Origin of the sequence: Alishewanella tabrizica (assembly GCF_014652375.1) — a bacterium.
GTDB classification, from domain to species: domain Bacteria; phylum Pseudomonadota; class Gammaproteobacteria; order Enterobacterales; family Alteromonadaceae; genus Alishewanella; species Alishewanella tabrizica.
The window spans coordinates 399,811-418,972 of sequence record NZ_BMYR01000001.1; the positions used below are offsets into that span (position 1 = coordinate 399,811).

The 19,162-nt window shown below is 45.7% G+C and carries 16 protein-coding genes; 4 read left to right on the plus strand and 12 right to left on the minus strand.

Annotated features, from left to right (window positions below; translation table 11 throughout):
- Nucleotides 1–16: 16 nt before the first annotated feature.
- Both IE070_RS01855 and IE070_RS01860 read left to right on the plus strand, forming a co-directional pair.
- Nucleotides 17–511, plus strand: coding sequence for a peptidylprolyl isomerase (locus IE070_RS01855; protein ID WP_189479852.1), 495 nt, complete (start codon nucleotides 17–19; stop codon nucleotides 509–511).
- The gene (locus tag IE070_RS01860; RefSeq protein ID WP_189479854.1) at nucleotides 512–1,258 is read left to right on the plus strand and encodes a UDP-2,3-diacylglucosamine diphosphatase; all 747 of its coding nucleotides are present in this window, start codon (nucleotides 512–514) and stop codon (nucleotides 1,256–1,258) included.
- On the opposite strand, the gene miaE is transcribed toward IE070_RS01860, so the two are convergent.
- A complete protein-coding gene (miaE, locus tag IE070_RS01865; protein ID WP_189479856.1) occupies nucleotides 1,236–2,036 on the minus strand; it encodes a tRNA isopentenyl-2-thiomethyl-A-37 hydroxylase MiaE in 801 nt (266 codons plus the stop codon). The two genes, IE070_RS01860 and miaE, sit on opposite strands and share 23 nt — an antisense overlap.
- Before the next feature lie 245 nt (nucleotides 2,037–2,281).
- Here miaE and IE070_RS01870 point away from each other — a divergent pair, with 245 nt between their 5' ends.
- A complete protein-coding gene (locus tag IE070_RS01870; protein ID WP_189479858.1) occupies nucleotides 2,282–2,881 on the plus strand; it encodes a Yip1 family protein in 600 nt (199 codons plus the stop codon).
- Between the two features lie 98 nt (nucleotides 2,882–2,979).
- Here the strand turns inward: IE070_RS01870 and purF are convergent, their stop codons facing one another.
- The 10 genes from purF to fabB form a co-directional block, all read right to left on the minus strand.
- Nucleotides 2,980–4,491 carry an amidophosphoribosyltransferase gene (purF, locus tag IE070_RS01875; protein ID WP_189479860.1) on the minus strand — a complete coding sequence of 504 codons (1,512 nt, stop codon included), beginning with the start codon at nucleotides 4,489–4,491 and terminating at the stop codon, nucleotides 2,980–2,982.
- Between the two features lie 17 nt (nucleotides 4,492–4,508).
- On the minus strand, nucleotides 4,509–4,997 hold the full coding sequence (locus IE070_RS01880) for a CvpA family protein (RefSeq protein ID WP_189479862.1): 489 nt from the start codon (nucleotides 4,995–4,997) through the stop codon (nucleotides 4,509–4,511).
- Between the two features lie 59 nt (nucleotides 4,998–5,056).
- Nucleotides 5,057–5,767, minus strand: a complete 711-nt coding sequence (locus IE070_RS01885) for an SPOR domain-containing protein (RefSeq protein WP_189479864.1) — start codon at nucleotides 5,765–5,767, stop codon at nucleotides 5,057–5,059.
- A gap of 2 nt (nucleotides 5,768–5,769) precedes the next feature.
- Nucleotides 5,770–7,053: a bifunctional tetrahydrofolate synthase/dihydrofolate synthase gene (folC, locus tag IE070_RS01890; protein WP_189479866.1), complete on the minus strand. Its 1,284-nt coding sequence runs from the start codon at nucleotides 7,051–7,053 to the stop codon at nucleotides 5,770–5,772.
- Nucleotides 7,054–7,059: 6 nt separating this feature from the next.
- Nucleotides 7,060–7,932 carry an acetyl-CoA carboxylase, carboxyltransferase subunit beta gene (gene accD / locus IE070_RS01895; RefSeq protein ID WP_189479868.1) on the minus strand — a complete coding sequence of 291 codons (873 nt, stop codon included), beginning with the start codon at nucleotides 7,930–7,932 and terminating at the stop codon, nucleotides 7,060–7,062.
- 170 nt (nucleotides 7,933–8,102) lie between these two features.
- Nucleotides 8,103–8,891 carry a tRNA pseudouridine(38-40) synthase TruA gene (gene truA / locus IE070_RS01900; RefSeq protein ID WP_189479871.1) on the minus strand — a complete coding sequence of 263 codons (789 nt, stop codon included), beginning with the start codon at nucleotides 8,889–8,891 and terminating at the stop codon, nucleotides 8,103–8,105.
- Nucleotides 8,892–8,962: 71 nt separating this feature from the next.
- A complete protein-coding gene (locus IE070_RS01905; RefSeq protein WP_189479873.1) occupies nucleotides 8,963–12,106 on the minus strand; it encodes a FimV/HubP family polar landmark protein in 3,144 nt (1,047 codons plus the stop codon).
- A 247-nt stretch (nucleotides 12,107–12,353) separates the two neighbouring features.
- The gene (locus tag IE070_RS01910; protein WP_189479875.1) at nucleotides 12,354–13,373 is read right to left on the minus strand and encodes an aspartate-semialdehyde dehydrogenase; all 1,020 of its coding nucleotides are present in this window, start codon (nucleotides 13,371–13,373) and stop codon (nucleotides 12,354–12,356) included.
- A gap of 13 nt (nucleotides 13,374–13,386) precedes the next feature.
- Nucleotides 13,387–14,493, minus strand: coding sequence for a 4-phosphoerythronate dehydrogenase (locus tag IE070_RS01915; protein WP_189480095.1), 1,107 nt, complete (start codon nucleotides 14,491–14,493; stop codon nucleotides 13,387–13,389).
- A 193-nt stretch (nucleotides 14,494–14,686) separates the two neighbouring features.
- Nucleotides 14,687–15,901: a beta-ketoacyl-ACP synthase I gene (gene fabB, locus IE070_RS01920; RefSeq protein ID WP_189479877.1), complete on the minus strand. Its 1,215-nt coding sequence runs from the start codon at nucleotides 15,899–15,901 to the stop codon at nucleotides 14,687–14,689.
- Between the two features lie 165 nt (nucleotides 15,902–16,066).
- Here fabB and mnmC point away from each other — a divergent pair, with 165 nt between their 5' ends.
- Nucleotides 16,067–17,980: a bifunctional tRNA (5-methylaminomethyl-2-thiouridine)(34)-methyltransferase MnmC2/FAD-dependent 5-carboxymethylaminomethyl-2-thiouridine(34) oxidoreductase MnmC1 gene (gene mnmC, locus IE070_RS01925; protein WP_189479879.1), complete on the plus strand. Its 1,914-nt coding sequence runs from the start codon at nucleotides 16,067–16,069 to the stop codon at nucleotides 17,978–17,980.
- A gap of 73 nt (nucleotides 17,981–18,053) precedes the next feature.
- Here the strand turns inward: mnmC and IE070_RS01930 are convergent, their stop codons facing one another.
- Nucleotides 18,054–18,935, minus strand: a complete 882-nt coding sequence (locus IE070_RS01930; protein ID WP_189479881.1) for a flagellar protein MotY — start codon at nucleotides 18,933–18,935, stop codon at nucleotides 18,054–18,056.
- Nucleotides 18,936–19,162 lie beyond the last annotated feature (227 nt).

The following is a 19,162-nucleotide window of genomic DNA, read 5'->3' on the forward strand; positions in this document are numbered from 1 at the left end:
TACAAGGATATTGATCATGGTCACGTTACATACTAATTATGGCGTTATTACATTAAATTTATTTGCCGATAAAGCGCCAATTACAGTGGCTAACTTTATTAGCTATGTAAAAGACGGCTTTTACGACAACACAATTTTCCACCGTGTTATTGACGGCTTTATGATCCAAGGCGGTGGTTTTACGCCAGATATGGATCAAAAAGAAACCAAAGCGACCATTAAAAATGAAGCAAATAATCGTGTTGCTAATAAAAAAGGGTCTATTGCTATGGCACGCACCAGCGATCCACACTCAGCAACCTGCCAGTTTTTTATTAACGTAGCCGATAACAGCTTTTTAAATTTTAGCGCCGAAAATTCGCAAGGCTGGGGTTACTGCGTTTTTGGTGAAGTGGTAGAAGGTATGGACGTAATTGATAAGATCAGAGCGGTTCGTACAGGCCGTTTTGCGGGTCATAGCGATGTGCCTATTGATCCCGTATTAATTGAACGCGCGGTGTTAAACGACTAAGTGAACGCACACACGTTATTTATTGCCGACTTACATTTGTCGGCACAACGGCCTGATATTACGCAGGCCTTTTTAACGTTCTTGCAGCAGCAAGCCCCTGCTGCTGACGCACTCTATATCTTGGGTGATTTATTTGAAGTCTGGATTGGTGATGACAATCCAGAGCCACTGCTTGACACGCTTGCAAAGGCTATTAACCAGCTAAGCCAGCGTATCCCCGTTTACTTTATCCATGGCAATCGTGACTTTTTATTAAAGCAAGCTTATGCTCACCGGGCTGGTATGCGGCTTCTTCCACCACATAAAGTGATTGATCTTTACGGTACACCAACCCTGATTATGCATGGGGATAGTTTGTGCACCCTGGATATTAAGTATCAAAAATTTCGTCGATGGTGGGACCAACCTTGGTGGCAGTGGTTAATGCTCTCGCTACCACTGTGGTATCGGCAACGATTAGCCGCCAAAGCTCGTGCGAAAAGCGCTAAGGCCAAAGCCAGTTATAAAGCCATGGGCAGCAGCAATATTATGGATGTCACCCCTGAAGAAGTTCCAAAGGTTATGACAGCATACCACGTAAAGCATCTTATCCATGGCCATACTCACCGACCAGCCATTCACGATGTCCTTGTAAACAATGCGGCCGCTAAACGCTATGTTTTGGGCGATTGGTATACACAGAGCAGTTATCTAAAAGTGTCTGCGACAGAATGGCAGCTTTACTTTAGGCCGCTGCCACCGTCTTAACAGATGCGATAGTCTCGGCAGGCTGACCACTGTGGAATTTAAAATCGATATCTGCACTTAAAATCAATTCAGCTTCTACTTCACCAAAAAAGCGGATGCGATCGCTAATATCTGTACCCGCAATTTGCTCAGCTAATTGCAAGTAATCCTGATAATGCCGCGCTTCAGAACGCAGTAATGAAATATAAAAATTACCGATATCGACAGGTAATAGCGGGGCTAACCGCGCAAAGCGCTCACAAGAACGAGCTTCAATATAAGCACCACAAATGAGTTTATCTACCAACGCATTAGGTTCAAACGTGCTGACATGACGTAACAAGCCTTTAGCATAACGGCTAGAAGTGATTTTATCGTAGGGGATCTGATAGCGTTGCATCATTTCTAATACTTGATAAAAATGATGCAACTCTTCCTTAATCAACAGCACCATTTTATCGATCAGCTCTTGTCCATACTCAGAATGAGATTTAGGTAACATCGATTTTTTAAGTTTAATGTCTGCGAGTGCTTGCCATTCGCCCTGTTGACGATACGTAAAATCTTCATAGGGTTTTAACCATTGAAGTAGTGCGTCGGCACTTTGCTCATCGACAGCGTAGCGTCTAATTAAATACATCGCTGATTGCGCTGCTTTTAATTCACAAATTAAATGATCAGTGAGTATTACGCTGAGCTGCTCAGGCTGTTGCGCCACGACAAGCCAACTTTGGGGTGTATCACAGTGTAAAAACTGTTGGATAGGCGCTAATAAAGACTGGTATTCGTTACTTAACATAAAAAGAGTCACCCGCGAAAAGACGAGATAATTATACCCGAAGCCTGCAATTGACTCCAGCCACTCAGTATTCGGTTAAATTTTCATCGTTACCTTGACGAATTGGCAGAGATCAACCATAACTGATGTACGGGTAAATGTGACTATCCTTAATTGCTCAAGTTGTGTGCGTTAAACAGCGAGCAGATAATGGGGTAACAACTCCCGTACAAAGGCTTAGTCGTGCGATAACAAGGATAATAATTATGATACTAAACCATTTATGGGGTTTATACGCCCACCCGAAAGAAGAATGGCATACCATTGATGCTCGGCATGAAAGTTTTCGCTACAGCATGATTCATATTATGCTAGTTGCCTTAATTCCATCTATTTGTGCCTATTACTCCGCGGTACATCTTGGCTGGAGCATAGGTGTGGGCGATAAAATCTTTTTAACAGCAGAAAGTGCGATGATGCTTTCTGTTGCTATGTACATTGCGTTGATTGTTGGCGTATTTGTACTTGGGTTACTGGCACACTGGATGGCACACACCTTTGGCTCTGAGCCAACCTACACTCAAACATTAGAATTGGCTTCTTATACCTCAACCCCTCTGTTTATGGTCGGTTTTGCAGCACTTTACCCTGAATTGTGGTTTGTAATGATGGTCGGTCTGGCAGGCCTAGCGTACTCAGTGTATCTACTTTACGTTGGGGTACCCATTTTGATGCATATACCAGAAGAACGTGGTTTTATTTATGCAAGCTCTGTAGTAACCTGTGGTTTAATTTTGTTAGTTAGCGTGATGGCAGCCACAGCAATTTTATGGAGTTCAGGCTTTGGCCCGGCGTTTACGCACTAATCCTGAATTTACGAACTAGCAGACAACAGATAATAAAAAAGTAAGACAAGGTAGTAAAACGGCTGCAATTGCAGCCGTTTTTTTCTTAATTAGCGCGCTTAACCTTCGTTATACGTTTCTAAATTGGCAGACATTGCCATAACAGACGCAACCTTCGCATCATCACTGCGCATTTGATCTAAACGGTTAAGATAATCTTGATCAATATCATTAGTCACATAGTAACCATCAAATACCGAGGTTTCAAACCTGCTGATCTCTGCGTTTTCAGTACGAACCGCCGCAATCAAATCAGGCAAAGATTGAAATATCAGCCCATCTGCACCAATAATTTGACAAATACTCTCTACATCATGTCCATGGGCAATCAATTCTGTCGCAGAGGGCATATCAATCCCATACACATTAGGGAACCGAATTTCTGGTGCGGCTGACGCAAAATACACTTTCTTGGCACCCGCCTCTCGTGCCATCTCAATGATTTGGCCAGACGTTGTGCCGCGCACGATAGAATCATCGACTAACAACACATTTTTACCTTTAAACTCTTGCCAAATCGCGTTTAGCTTACGTTTTACGGATTTTTTGCGTTGTGTTTGACCAGGCATAATGAATGTACGGCCAATATAACGGTTTTTAACAAAGCCCTGACGATAAGGCAACGCTAACACATTGGCAATTTCCAACGCGGCGTCATTGCTTGTTTCTGGAATTGGAATAACTACATCAATATCTAAATGCGCCCACTCCCGTTTGATTTTCTCACCTAAGTAAGTTCCCATGGCAACACGTGACGCATACACCGAAATGTTATCCATGGTTGAATCAGGACGAGCAAAATACACATATTCAAAAATACAGGGGGTATAGCTAGGATTTTCTGCGCATTGCAAACTGTGCAGCTCTCCTTGCTCGGTAATATACACCGCTTCACCAGGCGAAATATCACGTAACACAGTAAAGCCGTCTGCGTCTAAAGCCACACTTTCAGACGCCACCATATACTCAGTACCGGCAGCGGTTTCACGTTTTCCCATCACTAAAGGACGGATCCCATTAGGATCTCGAAAAGCAACCAAGCCATGGCCAATAATTAACGCAACAGCAGCGTAGCCACCACGCACTTTACGATGAACATTTGCCAACGCTTTAAAAATTTGTTCCGGCTGTAACTGCATATTTGGCTGCAAAGCGAGCTCATGTGCTAGCACATTCAGCAACACTTCTGAATCAGAGGTGGTGTTAACATGACGGCGTGCTAAACGGAATATCTCATCTTTAAGCTCGTGAGCATTAGTCAGATTGCCATTGTGCGCTAAAGCAATACCGAAAGGGCTGTTTACATAAAAAGGCTGGGCTTCAGCGGTACTTGACGAGCCTGCCGTAGGATAACGTACATGGCCAATACCAATATTGCCTGCAAGTCGCTGCATGTGCCGTGTTTCAAACACATCTTTAACCAGTCCATTTGCCTTGCGTAAACGCAAGGTGTTGTTATCAACCGTCACGATACCGGCGGCATCTTGCCCGCGGTGTTGTAGCACTGTCAGGCCATCATATAGCGCCTGATTTACGGGAGACTTACCTACGATACCAACAATACCACACATTGATTCATCCTCGCCGGCTATGGCTTTTGCATAAAACTAGAATGGCTCTTTAAATATTCAAAGAACCATTCAATGATAAATCCGAACTCCGGGATCAGGCGCGATTGGCGCCACCAATCGGCAGAAGCCGCCGGAGTAAAAGCATCGCTAAAAAATAACACCGCACTGACTACTAATACGCCTCGTAGCGCACCAAAAACCAACCCTAAAATTCGATCGGTTCCAGATAACCCCGTTGATTGTACTAGGGTGCCGATAAGGTAATTGATTAAAGCGCCAACGATAAGCGATGCGATAAATAGAATACCTATGGCAGAGGCATTGCGAAGTGTCGTGTCAGAGATTTGCGTGAAGAAACTAGCAAGATAGGGATAATAGGAGCTGGCAATAAAAAAAGCCGCGATCCATACGGTTAGCGACACTGCCTCTTTGACGAAGCCGCGAACCAAGCTCACCACAGCAGAGAGTGCGATGATGGCTAAAATAACGAAATCAACCCAATTCATTTGCTACCAAAGGATGCTTAATGACGGCGCGCATTCTATCAAATTGCATGGGAGAATAGCTAATTATTTTCGGTAGGTTGATAATTACTAATGGTCAGCCGTTCAATACCAGTAAGCTGCTGCAATTTGTTTAGCCCTTGCTCTAACCGCTCTTTCCGAAGTTCTGGGCCCACAAAAACACTGGTCAGTGGCTGGCCATTGGCATTTGTGATACTGCGCGTAAAGGTCGCAAAACCCGCCTGACGTAATTTCGCAACTAACGCATTCGCATTTTGAGGATTACTAAAACTTCCTACACGCACAACCCATGCGGCTTGGCCAATACCTGGCGCTGGCGGCGGACTTACCGTTACCGGTGTCTTTGTCGCGGGCGTTTCAGTTGCTGTCGTATTACTAGGCACCCTCACAGGCTCTGCTGTTTCAATTGGAGTGGCGTTGGCCGATCCAACGGTTACTTGAGCAAATTGCTGCGATGGTAAACGCTCACTTGCAGCGAGAGAATCGGTCGCAACACTCGCTTCAGCTAGATCGTCTGCTACCACAGTATCATCAACGGGCTGAGCTGCTGCAGCTTCCGCTCTGGCGGCAAACGCTGCCTCATCAAAGGGCGTGACTTGCTGCACACCAGCAAATTCAGGTTTATTGGGAATAGCTTGGAAATCATCTTTGATCACCTGCTTTTCCCCATCAAGCAAATCAGGCAAAAATATGATGCCTGCCAGAACCAAGATACTGGTGCCTAAAAGCCGATGTTTAAATTTTGCTGTCATTGCTACTCCTGCCGCATTGCCAGTACTGCGGAAACGGTAATAAAAGAACCAAAAACAACCAATAATGTGGATGGCTGTAAGGTTTGCATGATAGCGGGATACGCAGTTTGCATACTGTCATAGTCATATACTGACAACATATTGCCTGACGATACCACAGATAACGCCTCAGCTAGCAGCACATTGTTTGCACCACGCGTTCCAGGCAGACTAGCAAGATGCCACTCATCAACATAAGCCGTCAAGGGCGCTAAGGTTTGTGTTACATCTTTATCTTTTAGCATCCCGACTAAGGCAATAATTTTACTATAACGCGGTTTAAGAATATGCAACTGACTGGCCAAATAAGCAGCTGATTGTGGATTATGTGCCACATCCAGTAACACATCAGGCTGATGTTGCACAAACTGCATTCGACCTGGTAAGCGCAACTGCGATAAGCAAGCGTTTAATGTTGCCTCCGCAGGTAATTTGCCTAACTGCTCTAAAACCGCCAAACTGGTCGCCACATTTTGTACCGGCACTCCGGGTAATGGGAGATTGGCGTAACGATGAGAGATCCCTTGCCATTCCCAACTGTCTGAAGCAAGACGATAATGAAAATGTTGGCCTACTTGGAGTAACGTAGTCCCTTTTTCCAACGCCACCGCTAAAATAGCCTGGGGCGGTTCTACTTCACCTGAAATGGCGACTTTTCCGGTGCGAAAGATTCCTGCCTTTTCTTTACTGATGCTCTCTACATCATGCCCTAACCAATCTTGATGATCTAAACCGATAGTGGTGATAACACTGACATCCGGTTCGATGATATTAGTCGCATCCAATCTGCCCCCTAAACCAACTTCGATGAGACAATACTCAGGGGAGTGCGCTTGCAAAATAGCGAAGGCAACCAACGTAGTGAATTCAAAGTAGGTCAATGAGGTATCTTGACGTAAAGCATCTACTAACGCAAAGGCGTCAAGCCAATCTGCATCAGCAACATCCTGTCCATTCAAGCGCAAGCGCTCATTAAAATATTGCAAATGGGGTGATGTATATACGCCAACAGTATGGCCTTGGGCTAAGAGGACTTGTTCTAAGGTGCGCAGTGTTGTGCCTTTACCATTGGTGCCAGCAACTAAAACCACTTGCCCTGGCAATGAGGTTAAATTACCACGTTCAGCTACACGCTTCACACGCTCAAGTCCCATCTCAATCTTATCAATTGGATGGCTTTGCTCAATATAGCAAAGCCAATCGGCCAGCGTGTGGCGCGATTGGCTATTCAGGTTTTCGACAGACATAAATCCTTAAGCGGCGCTGCTTTTAACAACGGGCAGCGGCAATTGCATAAACTTAGCGACTAATCGTGCAATTGTATCGCGCATTTCACGGCGGTCAACAATCATATCAATTGCACCATGTTCTAATAAGAATTCACTGCGCTGAAAGCCTTCTGGTAACTTCTCTCGAACTGTTTGTTCAATAACACGTGGTCCGGCAAAACCGATTAAGGCCTTCGGCTCACCAATATTAATATCCCCTAACATCGCTAAGCTGGCTGAAACGCCCCCCATCGTTGGATCTGTAAGCACAGAAATATAGGGTAAGCCTTGCTCGCTCATTTTGGCCAAGGCAGCACTGGTTTTCGCCATTTGCATTAACGAGAACAAGGCTTCTTGCATCCTCGCGCCGCCACTGGCAGAAAAACAAACAAAGGGGATTTTGTGTTTCAGCGCGTATTCCACCCCTGCCACAAATTTTGCACCAACCACCGATGCCATCGATCCGCCCATAAACTCAAACTCAAAGGCGGCAGCAACCACAGGCATACCATGTAACGCACCGTGCATCACCACCATCGCATCTTTCTCGTTAGTGTCTTTTTGTGCTGCGACAAGACGATCTTTATACCGTTTACTGTCTTTAAACTTCAGTAAATCTTGTGGTTCTAACTCAGCGGCAAGTTCTTTGGTAGAACCGGAGTCAAAGAAGTTTTGCAAGCGACTGCGTGCAGTCACGCGCATGTGATGATCACATTTTGGACATACACCAAGGTTACGATCTAAATCTGCTTTATACAGCACCGCATCACACGACATACATTTGGTCCATACCCCTTCTGGAATATTACGACGACCTGACGAAGAGGTTCTGGGGAGGATCTTTTCTAACCAACTCATAAAGGCTTCCTAATTCTGATCATGCTGATAATAGTTGATTATCTGAGCATAAAATACGCTAAAACCATCGAAATGGCGCAAATGCCACTATTAAAACACAAATATAGGCCCATCGAATACAGAAAACTGGTCTTAGTAGTATGGGGCGTTAACATCACAGAGTCTACAACTTACGTCGGGGGCAAAAACAAAGGCCCTAATGCCACTTTCGGGATCTGAAAATGCGCTGGATAATCAACATCAACTAAATACAATCCCCCCGGCTTTGCCGTTGCAGCAGCTAAATGACGGTTTTTACTCGCCAGTAGCATCGCTAACCAATCGGGGGATTGCCGCCCCATACCAATCTCTAATAGGCTGCCGGTAATATTGCGTACCATGTGGTGTAAAAATGCATTGGCTTTAATATCCAAGACCACATAGTCACCAAAACGTTCCAAGCGCAGATGCTGAACATGGCGAAACGGCGTGTTCGATTGGCATTGAATTGCCCGAAATGCACTAAAATCATGCTCCCCAAGCAACACAGGTGCCGCTTGCTGCATTAAAGTAACATCCAAGGATTGATGATAATGACTGATACCAGAGCGTAAAATGGCTGGCCGATATTTGTGGTTATAAATAACATAACGATAACGACGGGCCGTCGCACTGAATCGGGCATGAAAATCGTCAGGAACCACTTTCGCCCATCGAACAGCCACTTGATCAGGTAACTGGGTATTGGTGCCCATTACCCACGCTTTCTCATCACGTATAGATGTGGTGTCAAAATGCACCACCTGCCCTGTCGCGTGCACGCCGGCGTCTGTTCGACCTGCGCAAAACACTTCAACAGGCTGGTTAGCCACCTTGGCTAAAGCCATTTCTAACTCTGCTTGCACACTGGTTACTTCCCGCTGGCGCTGCCATCCAAAAAAACCAGTGCCATCGTATTCAATACCTAAGGCTATCCGCATTTTCCACCCTCAATTAACTGCGGCGATTATACCGCAGCTAAGCCGATATGCCCAAACACCTTAAATACGCCCTACTCTGGCTTTAACGCGGTTGCTTTATCTTTAACATAATCAGGGGCGTCCGAGTTAAGGACTTCATCAATCAGAGAAAGTGCACTCTCTGGTTCATCCATTTCGAAATAGGCCCGAATAAGATCGAGCTTCCCCGCAAAACCGGCGTCTTCTTGATCAACATCTGTTTTGTTGTGTTCACCGATAATATCAGCAAACTCGTCAAGCCCCACATCCACATTTAATTGTGTAAAACGTTCTTGATCTTCTTCAGTTTGCTCCATAGCATTAAGCAAATTATCGATCTCGACAAAATCGTCATCTGATAATACCGGCTCGTCGTCGTTATCAGACGTATCAGCGATGGCAGAATTTAACCATGCTTCAGCTTCGGCATCAGCGTCGGCCTCCATGGCTGCAGTATCTTCTTGTTTAATCGCTGCAAGCTCGTTTAGCAACTCATCGAATTGACTATCATCAAGCCCTAACACCAATTCATCGTCGTTATCCGTTATGGTGTCAGTACTTTCACTGTCTTGCCACAGTTCCGTATCCGCCAACTCGCTGGTCTCTAAGGCATTAACGTCAGCATTTAACAAAGCATCAAGTTCTGCATCAGTATCTGTATCTGTATCTGTATCTGTATCTGTATCTGTATCTGTATCTGAATCAAACGCTAACTCAGTCTCAAAATCAGTATCTTGCGCCAAAGCACTGTCTAGATCGGTATCGTTAGCCGTATCTAGCGCTAAATCAGTACCTGTAGCGATATCGGAATCAAGCTCTAGATCAGGATCGCGTGTGAGTTGTTCAATTTGTTGCGCCAACTGACTAAGCTCTGCCGCATCTTGCGCGGCTGCAGCGGCGTCATTGTCTAATTCAACAAAAGCATCTTGCACATCTTGCACATCTTGCGCTGCAAATTCAGCGTCATTGTCTAACTCAACAATAGCATCTTGCACATCTTGCGCTGCGACTTCAGCGTCATTGTCTAACTCAACAATAGCATCATGCGTATCTTGCGCTGCAACTTCAGCGTCATTGTCTAACTCAACAATAACATCTTGCGCTTCAGTAACTGTGTCTTTATCTAACTCAGCAGGCGTATCTTGTTCATCAGGTGCTAAATCCAGCTCGGGATAACTGTCAAGTATTTGGCTTGGATTCTCAACCGATAGCGCGGCTTCGCTTGGCCGGTTGACCGAATTATCTTCTGCCGTATTCAAATCTAACGATAACGCATTATCGTCATCGTTATGTGTTATCTGCTCAAGATCAATATCCGAAAGAGTGAGTTCTTCGGCAGCCGTTAATGGTGAGTCGGCTGTACGCAAAGACTGTTCGGCAGCAGCCTGCTGCTCAATATCATCCAACTCTGCATGCAACAACTGCTCATCTTCAGAAAGCAGTTCTTGTCCCTCATCAAGCGCCAGATCAGACAGATCTTGAGCTTCTGTTTCAGCGGCCAAGCGTTCAGCAAACTCTTCTAGTTCAGAATTATCAAAGCGTGTTTCTGTAGTAACATCGGTGTCTACTCCCGTGTCGACATCCGTGTCTAACAGAACCGTATTCTCTTGAGCATTGGCAGAAGAGAAATCAAAATCAGCCTCATTTAAAAGGCTGATATCGTCTGCCAAGTCATCTGTAAGCGTATCAGCGGATAAACCCGTCTCAGCAAAAGAGGCATTATCTTGCTTATCGGCCGTTTCACGTCCCTGCTCTGGATAGTTTTCGGGCAGATCCAGTTCAATTTCTTCTAGCAAACTATCAATATCATCTTGATTATCGAAAGCAGTAGCCTCGCGCTGTTCTGGCAGGGTGTCAGCGGAATCGCCCAGAAGATCTGATAACTCCGAGTCTTCAGGATCCGCCAACTCGATTACTTCATCAGCGTCATCCTCCACGGCTAACAGCGCGGCAAGATCGGTATCAGATAAAATATTATTAGCGTCAAAACTTAATTCATCTTCAGTAGGTAACGACAAATCGTTATCCGCTCGGCCCGCTGATGGCTCATCAAGCGTAATATCCAAACTGTCATCCAAACGATCATTCAGATCACCTCCGTCAAGTAAATCGGTGCGTAATGGATCCGGTTCGTTTAACTCATCCAGTAAGATGTCATCACTAAAATCAGGTAAATCATCATCCAACAAACTGTCTTTAGCCGTAGCCTGTTTCGATGTTTCTTTTGGCTCAAAGGCATCGCCTAGCAGGCTGTCATCAAGATCAAATAAACTATCGTCAAAATCCTGACTGGTATCTAATGGCGGTAATGGCGACTGATATCCCGGCTTCGCTACCGGCTCACTGATCGCAGCGGCGACGGTCTGTTCTGTTTTACGACTACGGCGCATGATCCAGAATAACCCGCCAAGTAATAACAAAATCGCTGGCAATGAAGCCGCCACAACCCAACTCAATGGATTCTTGAGCAAATCATCTAACGCTGAATGTTGTTCAGCCGCTAATTTTGCCGCCTCTTCAGCGGCTTTCTGCGCTTGTTGTTCTGCCAAAATTTGCTGTTGCTGCTGCAATAACTGATTTAATTGTTGCTGTAACAGGCTATCTTCTGCTAACTGTGCTTTTAACCCCTGTAATTCTTCCTCAACTCGACCAAGCGAACCCCGCAACTGTTGATTTTCAAGCGCAATACCTTCGATCAATTGCATAGAGTCTTGATATTGTTCTTTTAATACCGTTAATTCAGCAGCTGTTTGTTGCTGAACGACATTAGGTTTTGCCGCAGCTTCTCGTGCTTTGGCGCGCGCAGCCGATTCACGTGCGACACGCTCTGCCCACCATTTATCGTCAGCATCCGCTTTACGCCTCGCGACTTCGGGATCCACACTGCGTATTTCCCGTAAATCAGGCAGTAGTAGCATGGCACCAGGTTGTAAATGATTGAAGTTCGCGTCATTAAACGCTTGGGGATTTTTTAAGAACAATGCATACATCACCTGATAGGTCGTCACACTGCTATTGGGTTTAACTTGCTCGGCAATCCGCCACAAGGTATCGCTGGCAGTTAATGGGCCAAATTGTTTTTGTAACAGCACACTGTCTGAGTTTTTTGGACCACGAATTTGCGTTGGTGCCGAATCGGCCATCGCAAGTGGCAATATATTGACAAAAACTAATAGTAAAACAATTAGAACGGGCATCAGGATTCCTTAGCCGAGCACCTAGACTCACATTAAAGTCAAACTCTGTGGCTGTGTTATGCAAGCCGTGTTCCATATTACGCTTGCGCAGTGCGTTAAATATAATGCAGAACCACTTTTCTGGCTAGTAGTTGACGCTGGCATGTTAGCAAATTGATAACGTTATTGACTTAATGGCGAGCTCAAGCACTCTACAGAAAAAAAGCGCCCTTGGGCGCTTTAAGACAGGCGGTCAGGCTCATAGCCATTATAAGTAATCGCGAATGAGATGTTCGGCAATTTGAATACTATTGGTGGCGGCCCCTTTGCGAATATTGTCTGCCACTATCCACAAATTAATGCCATTTTCATGGGAAAGATCTTGCCGGATCCGGCCAACAAATACCTCATCTTTGCCAGCAGCACTGCACACCTGTGTTGGGAAGTCAGCATTATTCTCTAACAACACAACACCGGGCGCGTTGGCAAGTAGGGCTTTAACATGTTCAACGGTAATGGGCATTCTGGTTTCAATGTGAACGGCTTCCGCATGACCAAAGAATACCGGGACCCGCACTGCAGTGGCATTAACCGAAATACTGCTATCACCCAAAATTTTCTGGGTTTCCCAATGCATCTTCATTTCTTCTTTGGTGTAACCGTTATCCATAAACACATCAATTTGAGGAATAACGTTAAAGGCGATTTGACGCGCAAACTCTCCGTCTTCATCAATCGGCTGACCATTTAATAACTTAGCTGTTTCTTTTGCTAGCGCTTCAACAGCTGACTGGCCAGCGCCACTAACAGATTGATAAGTCGCGACATTGACTCGACTGATCCCAACCGCATCATGAATTGGTTTTAATGCCACTAACATTTGTATCGTAGAGCAGTTGGGGTTAGCGATAATATTGCGATTACGATAATCGGCAATAGCCGCGGCATTTACTTCGGGTACAACCAACGGAATATCGGCTTCGTAACGGAAATGCGAGGTATTGTCGATAACGACACAGCCCGCCTCAGCTGCTTTAGGTGCATAAATGGCTGAAATACTCCCGCCAGCAGAAAATAACCCAATTTGAGCTTGGCTCCAATCGAATTGCTCGGCATCTAATACCGTGATTTTTTTGCCTTTAAACGTAATAGTGCCACCAGCAGAGCGACTACTAGCGAGCGGAAATAATTGCGCCACAGGGAAATCACGTTGTTCAAGAATTTCAATTAAATGTTGGCCTACCAAGCCGGTCGCGCCTAAAATCGCGACATTGTATTGCGACGCCATGCGATGCATCCTCTTAATTAAAGCCTAATTGGCTAAGCCAGGGCGGTGTAGCCTGACCGACAAGCTGTAACGCGCTAAACTCCCGTCGCGCCGGATATGACTTACGAAGCCAGTCAAATCCTTTCCCTTCAATATGATAACGAAATAAGGCATCGTCACGCCGTACATCATATAACATTCTCGCGACATTTTGGACATCTGGAAGCCCAAAATTTGCAGATATTTGCAGTTTTTCCACTGCTGGCACTGGCAATAATTCGCTAAGGTGTGCGCTCTCGGGGATCTGTAACAGTTCACAGCAACGTTGATATAACATGGCGGTACCACGCGCCTTACCCTCAATACTGTGTCCAGCAATATGGGCTGTAGCGATATCACAATAGGCGATCAATGGTCGCAAGATCTCAGGCTCGTGTTCCCAGACATCTAACACCAAGGGGCGCCGACATTGTTGCTGAGCTGCCAATAAAGCGGCATTATCTATTACACCGCCACGTGAGGCATTAATGATGGCGCAATCCGGTTTAAGTTTCGCCAATTGTGTGGCGTTAAGTAAATGCGTGGTTTGCTCTAAACCGGTTTTTGTCAGTGGCGTATGAAAACTAATAATATCGGCTTGCTGACATAGCTGTTCAAAATCGGTATGCGCAAAATCAGCTTCGTGCTTGGCCCGAATAGGATCACAAAGCAGCACCGGAATGTGTAAAGCCGTTAAAGCATTAGCCAAACGACGCCCAATGTTACCAACACCAACAATCCCGACGGTTTTGTCACGCAATTGCCATTGATAACGCTCGGCTAAACACCAAAGGCTACTTAATACATATTCCACAACCGATTGGGCATTACAGCCAGGTGCAGAACTAAATGCAATATTTCGTGCCGCGAGATAAGTACGATCAATGTGATCCATGCCAATGGTCGCGGTACCGACAAATTGTAATTTTTTATTCGCTGCTAACAAAGCCTCATTAACCTGAGTCACTGAACGTACTAATAAAATATCGGCTTCAGCGATATCATTTGCGCGGGCCGTTCGACCATTGAAAAGCGTTACCTCACCCAATTTTGCAAAAAACGCTTGCACCAGGGGCATATTTTCGTCAGCAAAAATCTTCATCATGCGTTCTCATTACGGCTTAAAAATTAAGCATGCTCACTTGGGAAGCCCACTCTTCCATTCAGCGTTGCTTAGCGTACCACCGCCTGTTGCCATTATGCTAGAAACATCATACTCACTGCATTATTTTTGCAACCGTTGTCTGAACAAAAAAGGCGCTTAATCAAGCGCCTTTTCAATGCACAGAGAAAGCTTAATTGGTATAGCGCTGCAACACTAACGTGGCATTAGTGCCACCAAAACCAAAGCTGTTTGACATCACAGTATTGAGCACGGCATCACGTGGCTCAGTCACAATGTTCAATCCTTTGGCAGCGTCGTCTAACTCGCCAATATTTATAGAAGGCGCTATAAAGTTATGCTGCATCATCAGCAATGAATAAATCGCTTCATGCACCCCCGCGGCTCCGAGCGCATGCCCTGTCATCGCTTTAGTCGCACTTATGGCAGGCATTTGACCTGCAAAGACTTCTTGAATAGCCCCCAGCTCTTTAACATCACCCACTGGGGTACTGGTACCATGCGTATTTAAATAATCAATAGGGGCTGATACACCCTGCATGGCCATTTGCATGCAGCGTACAGCGCCCTCACCACTTGGGGCCACCATATCGTAACCATCCGAGGTGGCGCCATAGCCGACAATTTCTGCGTAAATCGTCGCACCACGCGCCAGCGCGTGTTCGAGCTCTTCAACAACCACAATGCCACCACCACCACTGATTACAAACCCATCGCGATTAGCATCATAGGTTCGAGACGCAACTGTTGGTGTATCATTATAACGTGAGGATAACGCGCCCATGGCATCAAATTCCATGGCTAAGGTCCAATGCACCTCTTCACCGCCCCCCGCAAACACGATGTCTTGTTTACCTAATTGAATCAGCTCCATGGCATTACCAATACAGTGCGCGCTGGTGGCGCACGCTGAGCTGATAGAGTAGTTAACACCCTTAATTTTAAACGGTGTCGCTAAACAAGCAGAACAGGTACTCGACATCGTTTTAGGCACGGCATAGGGTCCAACCCGTTTTACCCCTTTTTCCCGTAAAATATCGGCTGCTTCAACCTGAGTTTTAGACGAAGCGCCACCTGAACCAACCACTAGGCCGACGCGAGGATTGGAAATTTGTTCTTCAGTCAGGCCAGCATCTTGCATTGCTTCTTGCATGGCGATGTAAGCATAGGCTGCTGCATCACCCATAAAACGCAACGCTTTACGATCAATCAAATCACTTGGGTTAAGTTTTATGTCACCCCAAACTTGAGAGCGCAATCCTAGCTCGGCAAATTCCTCAGCGCGGGTAATTCCGGATTTACCGGCCTTTAACGCAGCTAATACTTCTGTTTTATTGTTACCAATACTGGATACAATGCCAAAACCGGTTATTACGGCTCTTTTCATGCTGACTCCCCAACCTACTTATTCAGGTTATAAAATAATTTGCGTGTTATTCTACGGCTTTTATGCCGAAAACTGGTCTGCTTTCAGCGAACAGTTGTACTCTATTTTTAATTTTGCTTCAGCCTGAGGTAAACTACAAGTTGAATTTTTCTTGGTAAGCTTACTATGCAGTCAATAGCACATGCCCGTATTCACTTCAATCCGCAAGGTACACCGGTTGCCACCGATTTTGATGATATTTACTTTTCTAATGAAGGCGGCTTAGCGGAAACGGATTATGTTTTTTTGCATCATAATGGACTGCCACAACGCTGGCCGCTTCACCCCGCTCGTTTTTTCCACATTATAGAAACAGGCTTTGGTACCGGTGCAAACTTTTTAGCCACGTGGCAACGTTTTAACGCCTATCGCGCCCGCTATCCGCAGGCACCGTGTCAACGTTTATATTTTACCAGTTTTGAGAAATATCCCCTTAGCTTGGCTGACTTAACACAGGCACTGCAGTGTCATACCGAGCTGAAAGCCGAATGCGAGCAACTGCTACATGCTTATCCAGCGCCGGTCAGTGGCTGTCACCGTTTACTCTTTGAACAAGGCCATATTGTGCTTGATTTATGGCTGGGCGATGTTAATACCCTGCTACCCCAACTACCTGCACAAAATAAAGTGGATGCCATTTTTCTTGATGGCTTTGCGCCCTCTAAAAATCCGGATATGTGGCAGCCCACGTTGTTTCAGCAACTCTTTAGATTAAGTCATCACGACACGACCCTCGCCACGTTTACGTGTGCCGGTATGGTGAAACGTGGCTTGCTTGATGCAGGCTTTATCGTTAAGAAAGTAAAGGGATTTGGTCGCAAGCGGGAAATGCTGTTGGCAACGCCCAATATTATGCCAAGCCATGATGCAGCAATAACGACAGCCGACATGCGTTCAAACCACGAACCGATAACCGTAATAGGTGGCGGCTTAGCCGCATTATGTGCGGCATTTTCCTTAATTCAACGTGGTGTCCAGGTTCGTTTGCTTTGTGCCGATGCCGACGTTGCGCTTGGCGCTTCGCAAAATAGACAAGGTGCGCTTTATCCCAACTTATCGGCCAATATCAGTTCGGCGGGATTATGGCATTGCCACGCCTTTCATTTTGCGCAACAGTTTTATCAACAATGCCAAGCATTGGGCATGGTATTTCCGCTGGCACGATGCGGCCTGCTGCACTTAGCCACAACTGACTTACTGCACACTCGACAGCAAAAAATGGCCCAGCAACAATCATGGCCGACTAATTTGGTTCGTTTTGTTGACGCAGAAATGGCAACCGCGATTGCGGGTATCCCCCTTAAGCACGCTGGGATCTTTATTCCCAATGCAGGTTGGCTATCACCGCAGGGTTTTTGCCAGGCACTTTATCAGTACTTAGCCACGCATCCGTTGTTCAGCGCGCGGTTTAATTATCATGTTGATCGTATTGACGCGATCAACGCAGGATGGCAGCTGCATTCGGGCGAGCAAACTGACTTTGCCAGCCAACTGCTTGTGGCAACCGGCGCCGATCTGCAACAACTTAACCTATTTTCTGCTCTACCCGTTAACCGTGTTCGGGGGCAAGTCAGCCATGTTGAATCGAAAGAATTACAATCACTTAAAACGGTTATTTGTCATAAAGGCTATTTAACACCGGCAATGGACGGCATTCACAGTGTCGGTGCAACCTTTGATCGAGCCGGTCAAGAAGCGCTTGTTCTCGCCGCGGACGACGAAACAAACCTCAACGAGTTACAACAACAATTACAGAGTCACGCCTGGTTACAACAGCTTAACGTTATCTCGGCAAAGGCAGCGTTTCGCGCAACGACACCCGATCATTTGCCACTATGTGGTTTTTATCATCCGGATGAACAGGCGACAGCGGGGATATGGGTGTTAAGTGGCTTAGGGGCGAGAGGGCTACTTTTTGCACCACTTTTAGCCGAGTTATTGGCCTGTCAACTCACGGCTGAACCCTTGCCGGTTGCCGAGGACACCTTAAAAATGCTTAGCGCAAACCGTTTTAGAAAAGCAGCAAAGCCCACAATTTAGAGAACATTGCTTTTTTACTGATTGCTTTGTGACTAATTGCTTACTGGTGTGATTGCCATTTACGCGTCATCCGTTAGGGTCTTGCCATCTGCAGAACAACGCGTCGGTTAATGGCGCGGCCCAACGACGTTTCGTTAGGCGCAACATGGCGTCGCTCGCCAAAACCTTCAATTTGTACTTTATCTTCTGAAACGCCGGCGGCGACAAAAAACGCTTTGATCTTTTCAGCGCGTTGTACCGATAACTGTTCATTCATCCAACGTCCCCCAAAACTATCGGTGTAACCTTGCAGTTCGATAGATTCAACGTCGGTATCATATTTTAGATACTCAGCGATTTGACTTAAGCGACGACGTGAATCTCGCGTTAATTGATCACCACCGCTTTCATAGGTTAATACCGTAAAAGCGATATCCTCGAAGCTGTAAGGTAATAACCCCGCAATACATTGACTAAATGCGGCGTACTGCGTGGGGAACTGCACAGGGTTTAGTGCTGCCACAACCTTGTCAAAAGGACTATACCAATCAGCATAATAGAAGGTTGGGCTAAAACCTTGTTCTAATTCTGTGAGTAATGTCCAAGCTGTTTTTTTAGGTAAGTCGCCATTAAATTGCTTTAACAAGCGCATACTGGCTAAGGCTTTTGTTTTTTCGCCAGCACGCCATTGCGGCGGCACCGACAACACTTCTGCGAGATCATAGTTATCTGGTAGGCGTAACATGGCTAACTCAAAATCCATATTTAAGCCTTTGCCAGCGTGACTTCGAAAAATTGCCGTACCAAAATTAGGGATATTATGCTCAAGCTGACAATGCAGAGGCGTATTTTTACTCAGCAACCATTGTGATTGATCAATACTGGCAGAATATTGACGCACCTGTGTAGGCGCAGCGCTAACCACCACGCTAGCAGCACTAAGACTGATGCCCAAAACACAAAACATAGCACGCATAAACACTCTGAGATCCTTTTTTAAGCTTGACCTTGCGCTGTGTTGGCAAACGCAATCAACGACTCGTTTTTAACTACGCCAAAAATACGATCAAAATACGATCAAAAATACAATAAAGACGGAGACATGCCCAACTGCAGACACGACATTAACCACACCATCAAGCAAAGCAAACATTGTGCCGAGATTTTACTAAAAATATACTAAGTTGTACCGCGCGTGATTAT

Coding starts and splice junctions, on each gene's coding strand:
- IE070_RS01855 (WP_189479852.1), top strand. CDS start 17: ATGGTCACGTTACATACTAATTATGGCGTTATTACATTAAATTTATTT.
- IE070_RS01870 (WP_189479858.1), top strand. CDS start 2,282: ATGATACTAAACCATTTATGGGGTTTATACGCCCACCCGAAAGAAGAA.
- fabB (WP_189479877.1), bottom strand. CDS start 15,901: ATGAAAAGAGCCGTAATAACCGGTTTTGGCATTGTATCCAGTATTGGT.
- IE070_RS01880 (WP_189479862.1), bottom strand. CDS start 4,997: ATGAATTGGGTTGATTTCGTTATTTTAGCCATCATCGCACTCTCTGCT.
- IE070_RS01915 (WP_189480095.1), bottom strand. CDS start 14,493: ATGAAGATTTTTGCTGACGAAAATATGCCCCTGGTGCAAGCGTTTTTT.
- IE070_RS01885 (WP_189479864.1), bottom strand. CDS start 5,767: ATGACAGCAAAATTTAAACATCGGCTTTTAGGCACCAGTATCTTGGTT.
- folC (WP_189479866.1), bottom strand. CDS start 7,053: ATGTCTGTCGAAAACCTGAATAGCCAATCGCGCCACACGCTGGCCGAT.
- accD (WP_189479868.1), bottom strand. CDS start 7,932: ATGAGTTGGTTAGAAAAGATCCTCCCCAGAACCTCTTCGTCAGGTCGT.
- IE070_RS01910 (WP_189479875.1), bottom strand. CDS start 13,373: ATGGCGTCGCAATACAATGTCGCGATTTTAGGCGCGACCGGCTTGGTA.
- miaE (WP_189479856.1), bottom strand. CDS start 2,036: ATGTTAAGTAACGAATACCAGTCTTTATTAGCGCCTATCCAACAGTTT.
- purF (WP_189479860.1), bottom strand. CDS start 4,491: ATGTGTGGTATTGTTGGTATCGTAGGTAAGTCTCCCGTAAATCAGGCG.
- truA (WP_189479871.1), bottom strand. CDS start 8,891: ATGCGGATAGCCTTAGGTATTGAATACGATGGCACTGGTTTTTTTGGA.
- IE070_RS01905 (WP_189479873.1), bottom strand. CDS start 12,106: ATGCCCGTTCTAATTGTTTTACTATTAGTTTTTGTCAATATATTGCCA.
- mnmC (WP_189479879.1), top strand. CDS start 16,067: ATGCAGTCAATAGCACATGCCCGTATTCACTTCAATCCGCAAGGTACA.
- IE070_RS01930 (WP_189479881.1), bottom strand. CDS start 18,935: ATGCGTGCTATGTTTTGTGTTTTGGGCATCAGTCTTAGTGCTGCTAGC.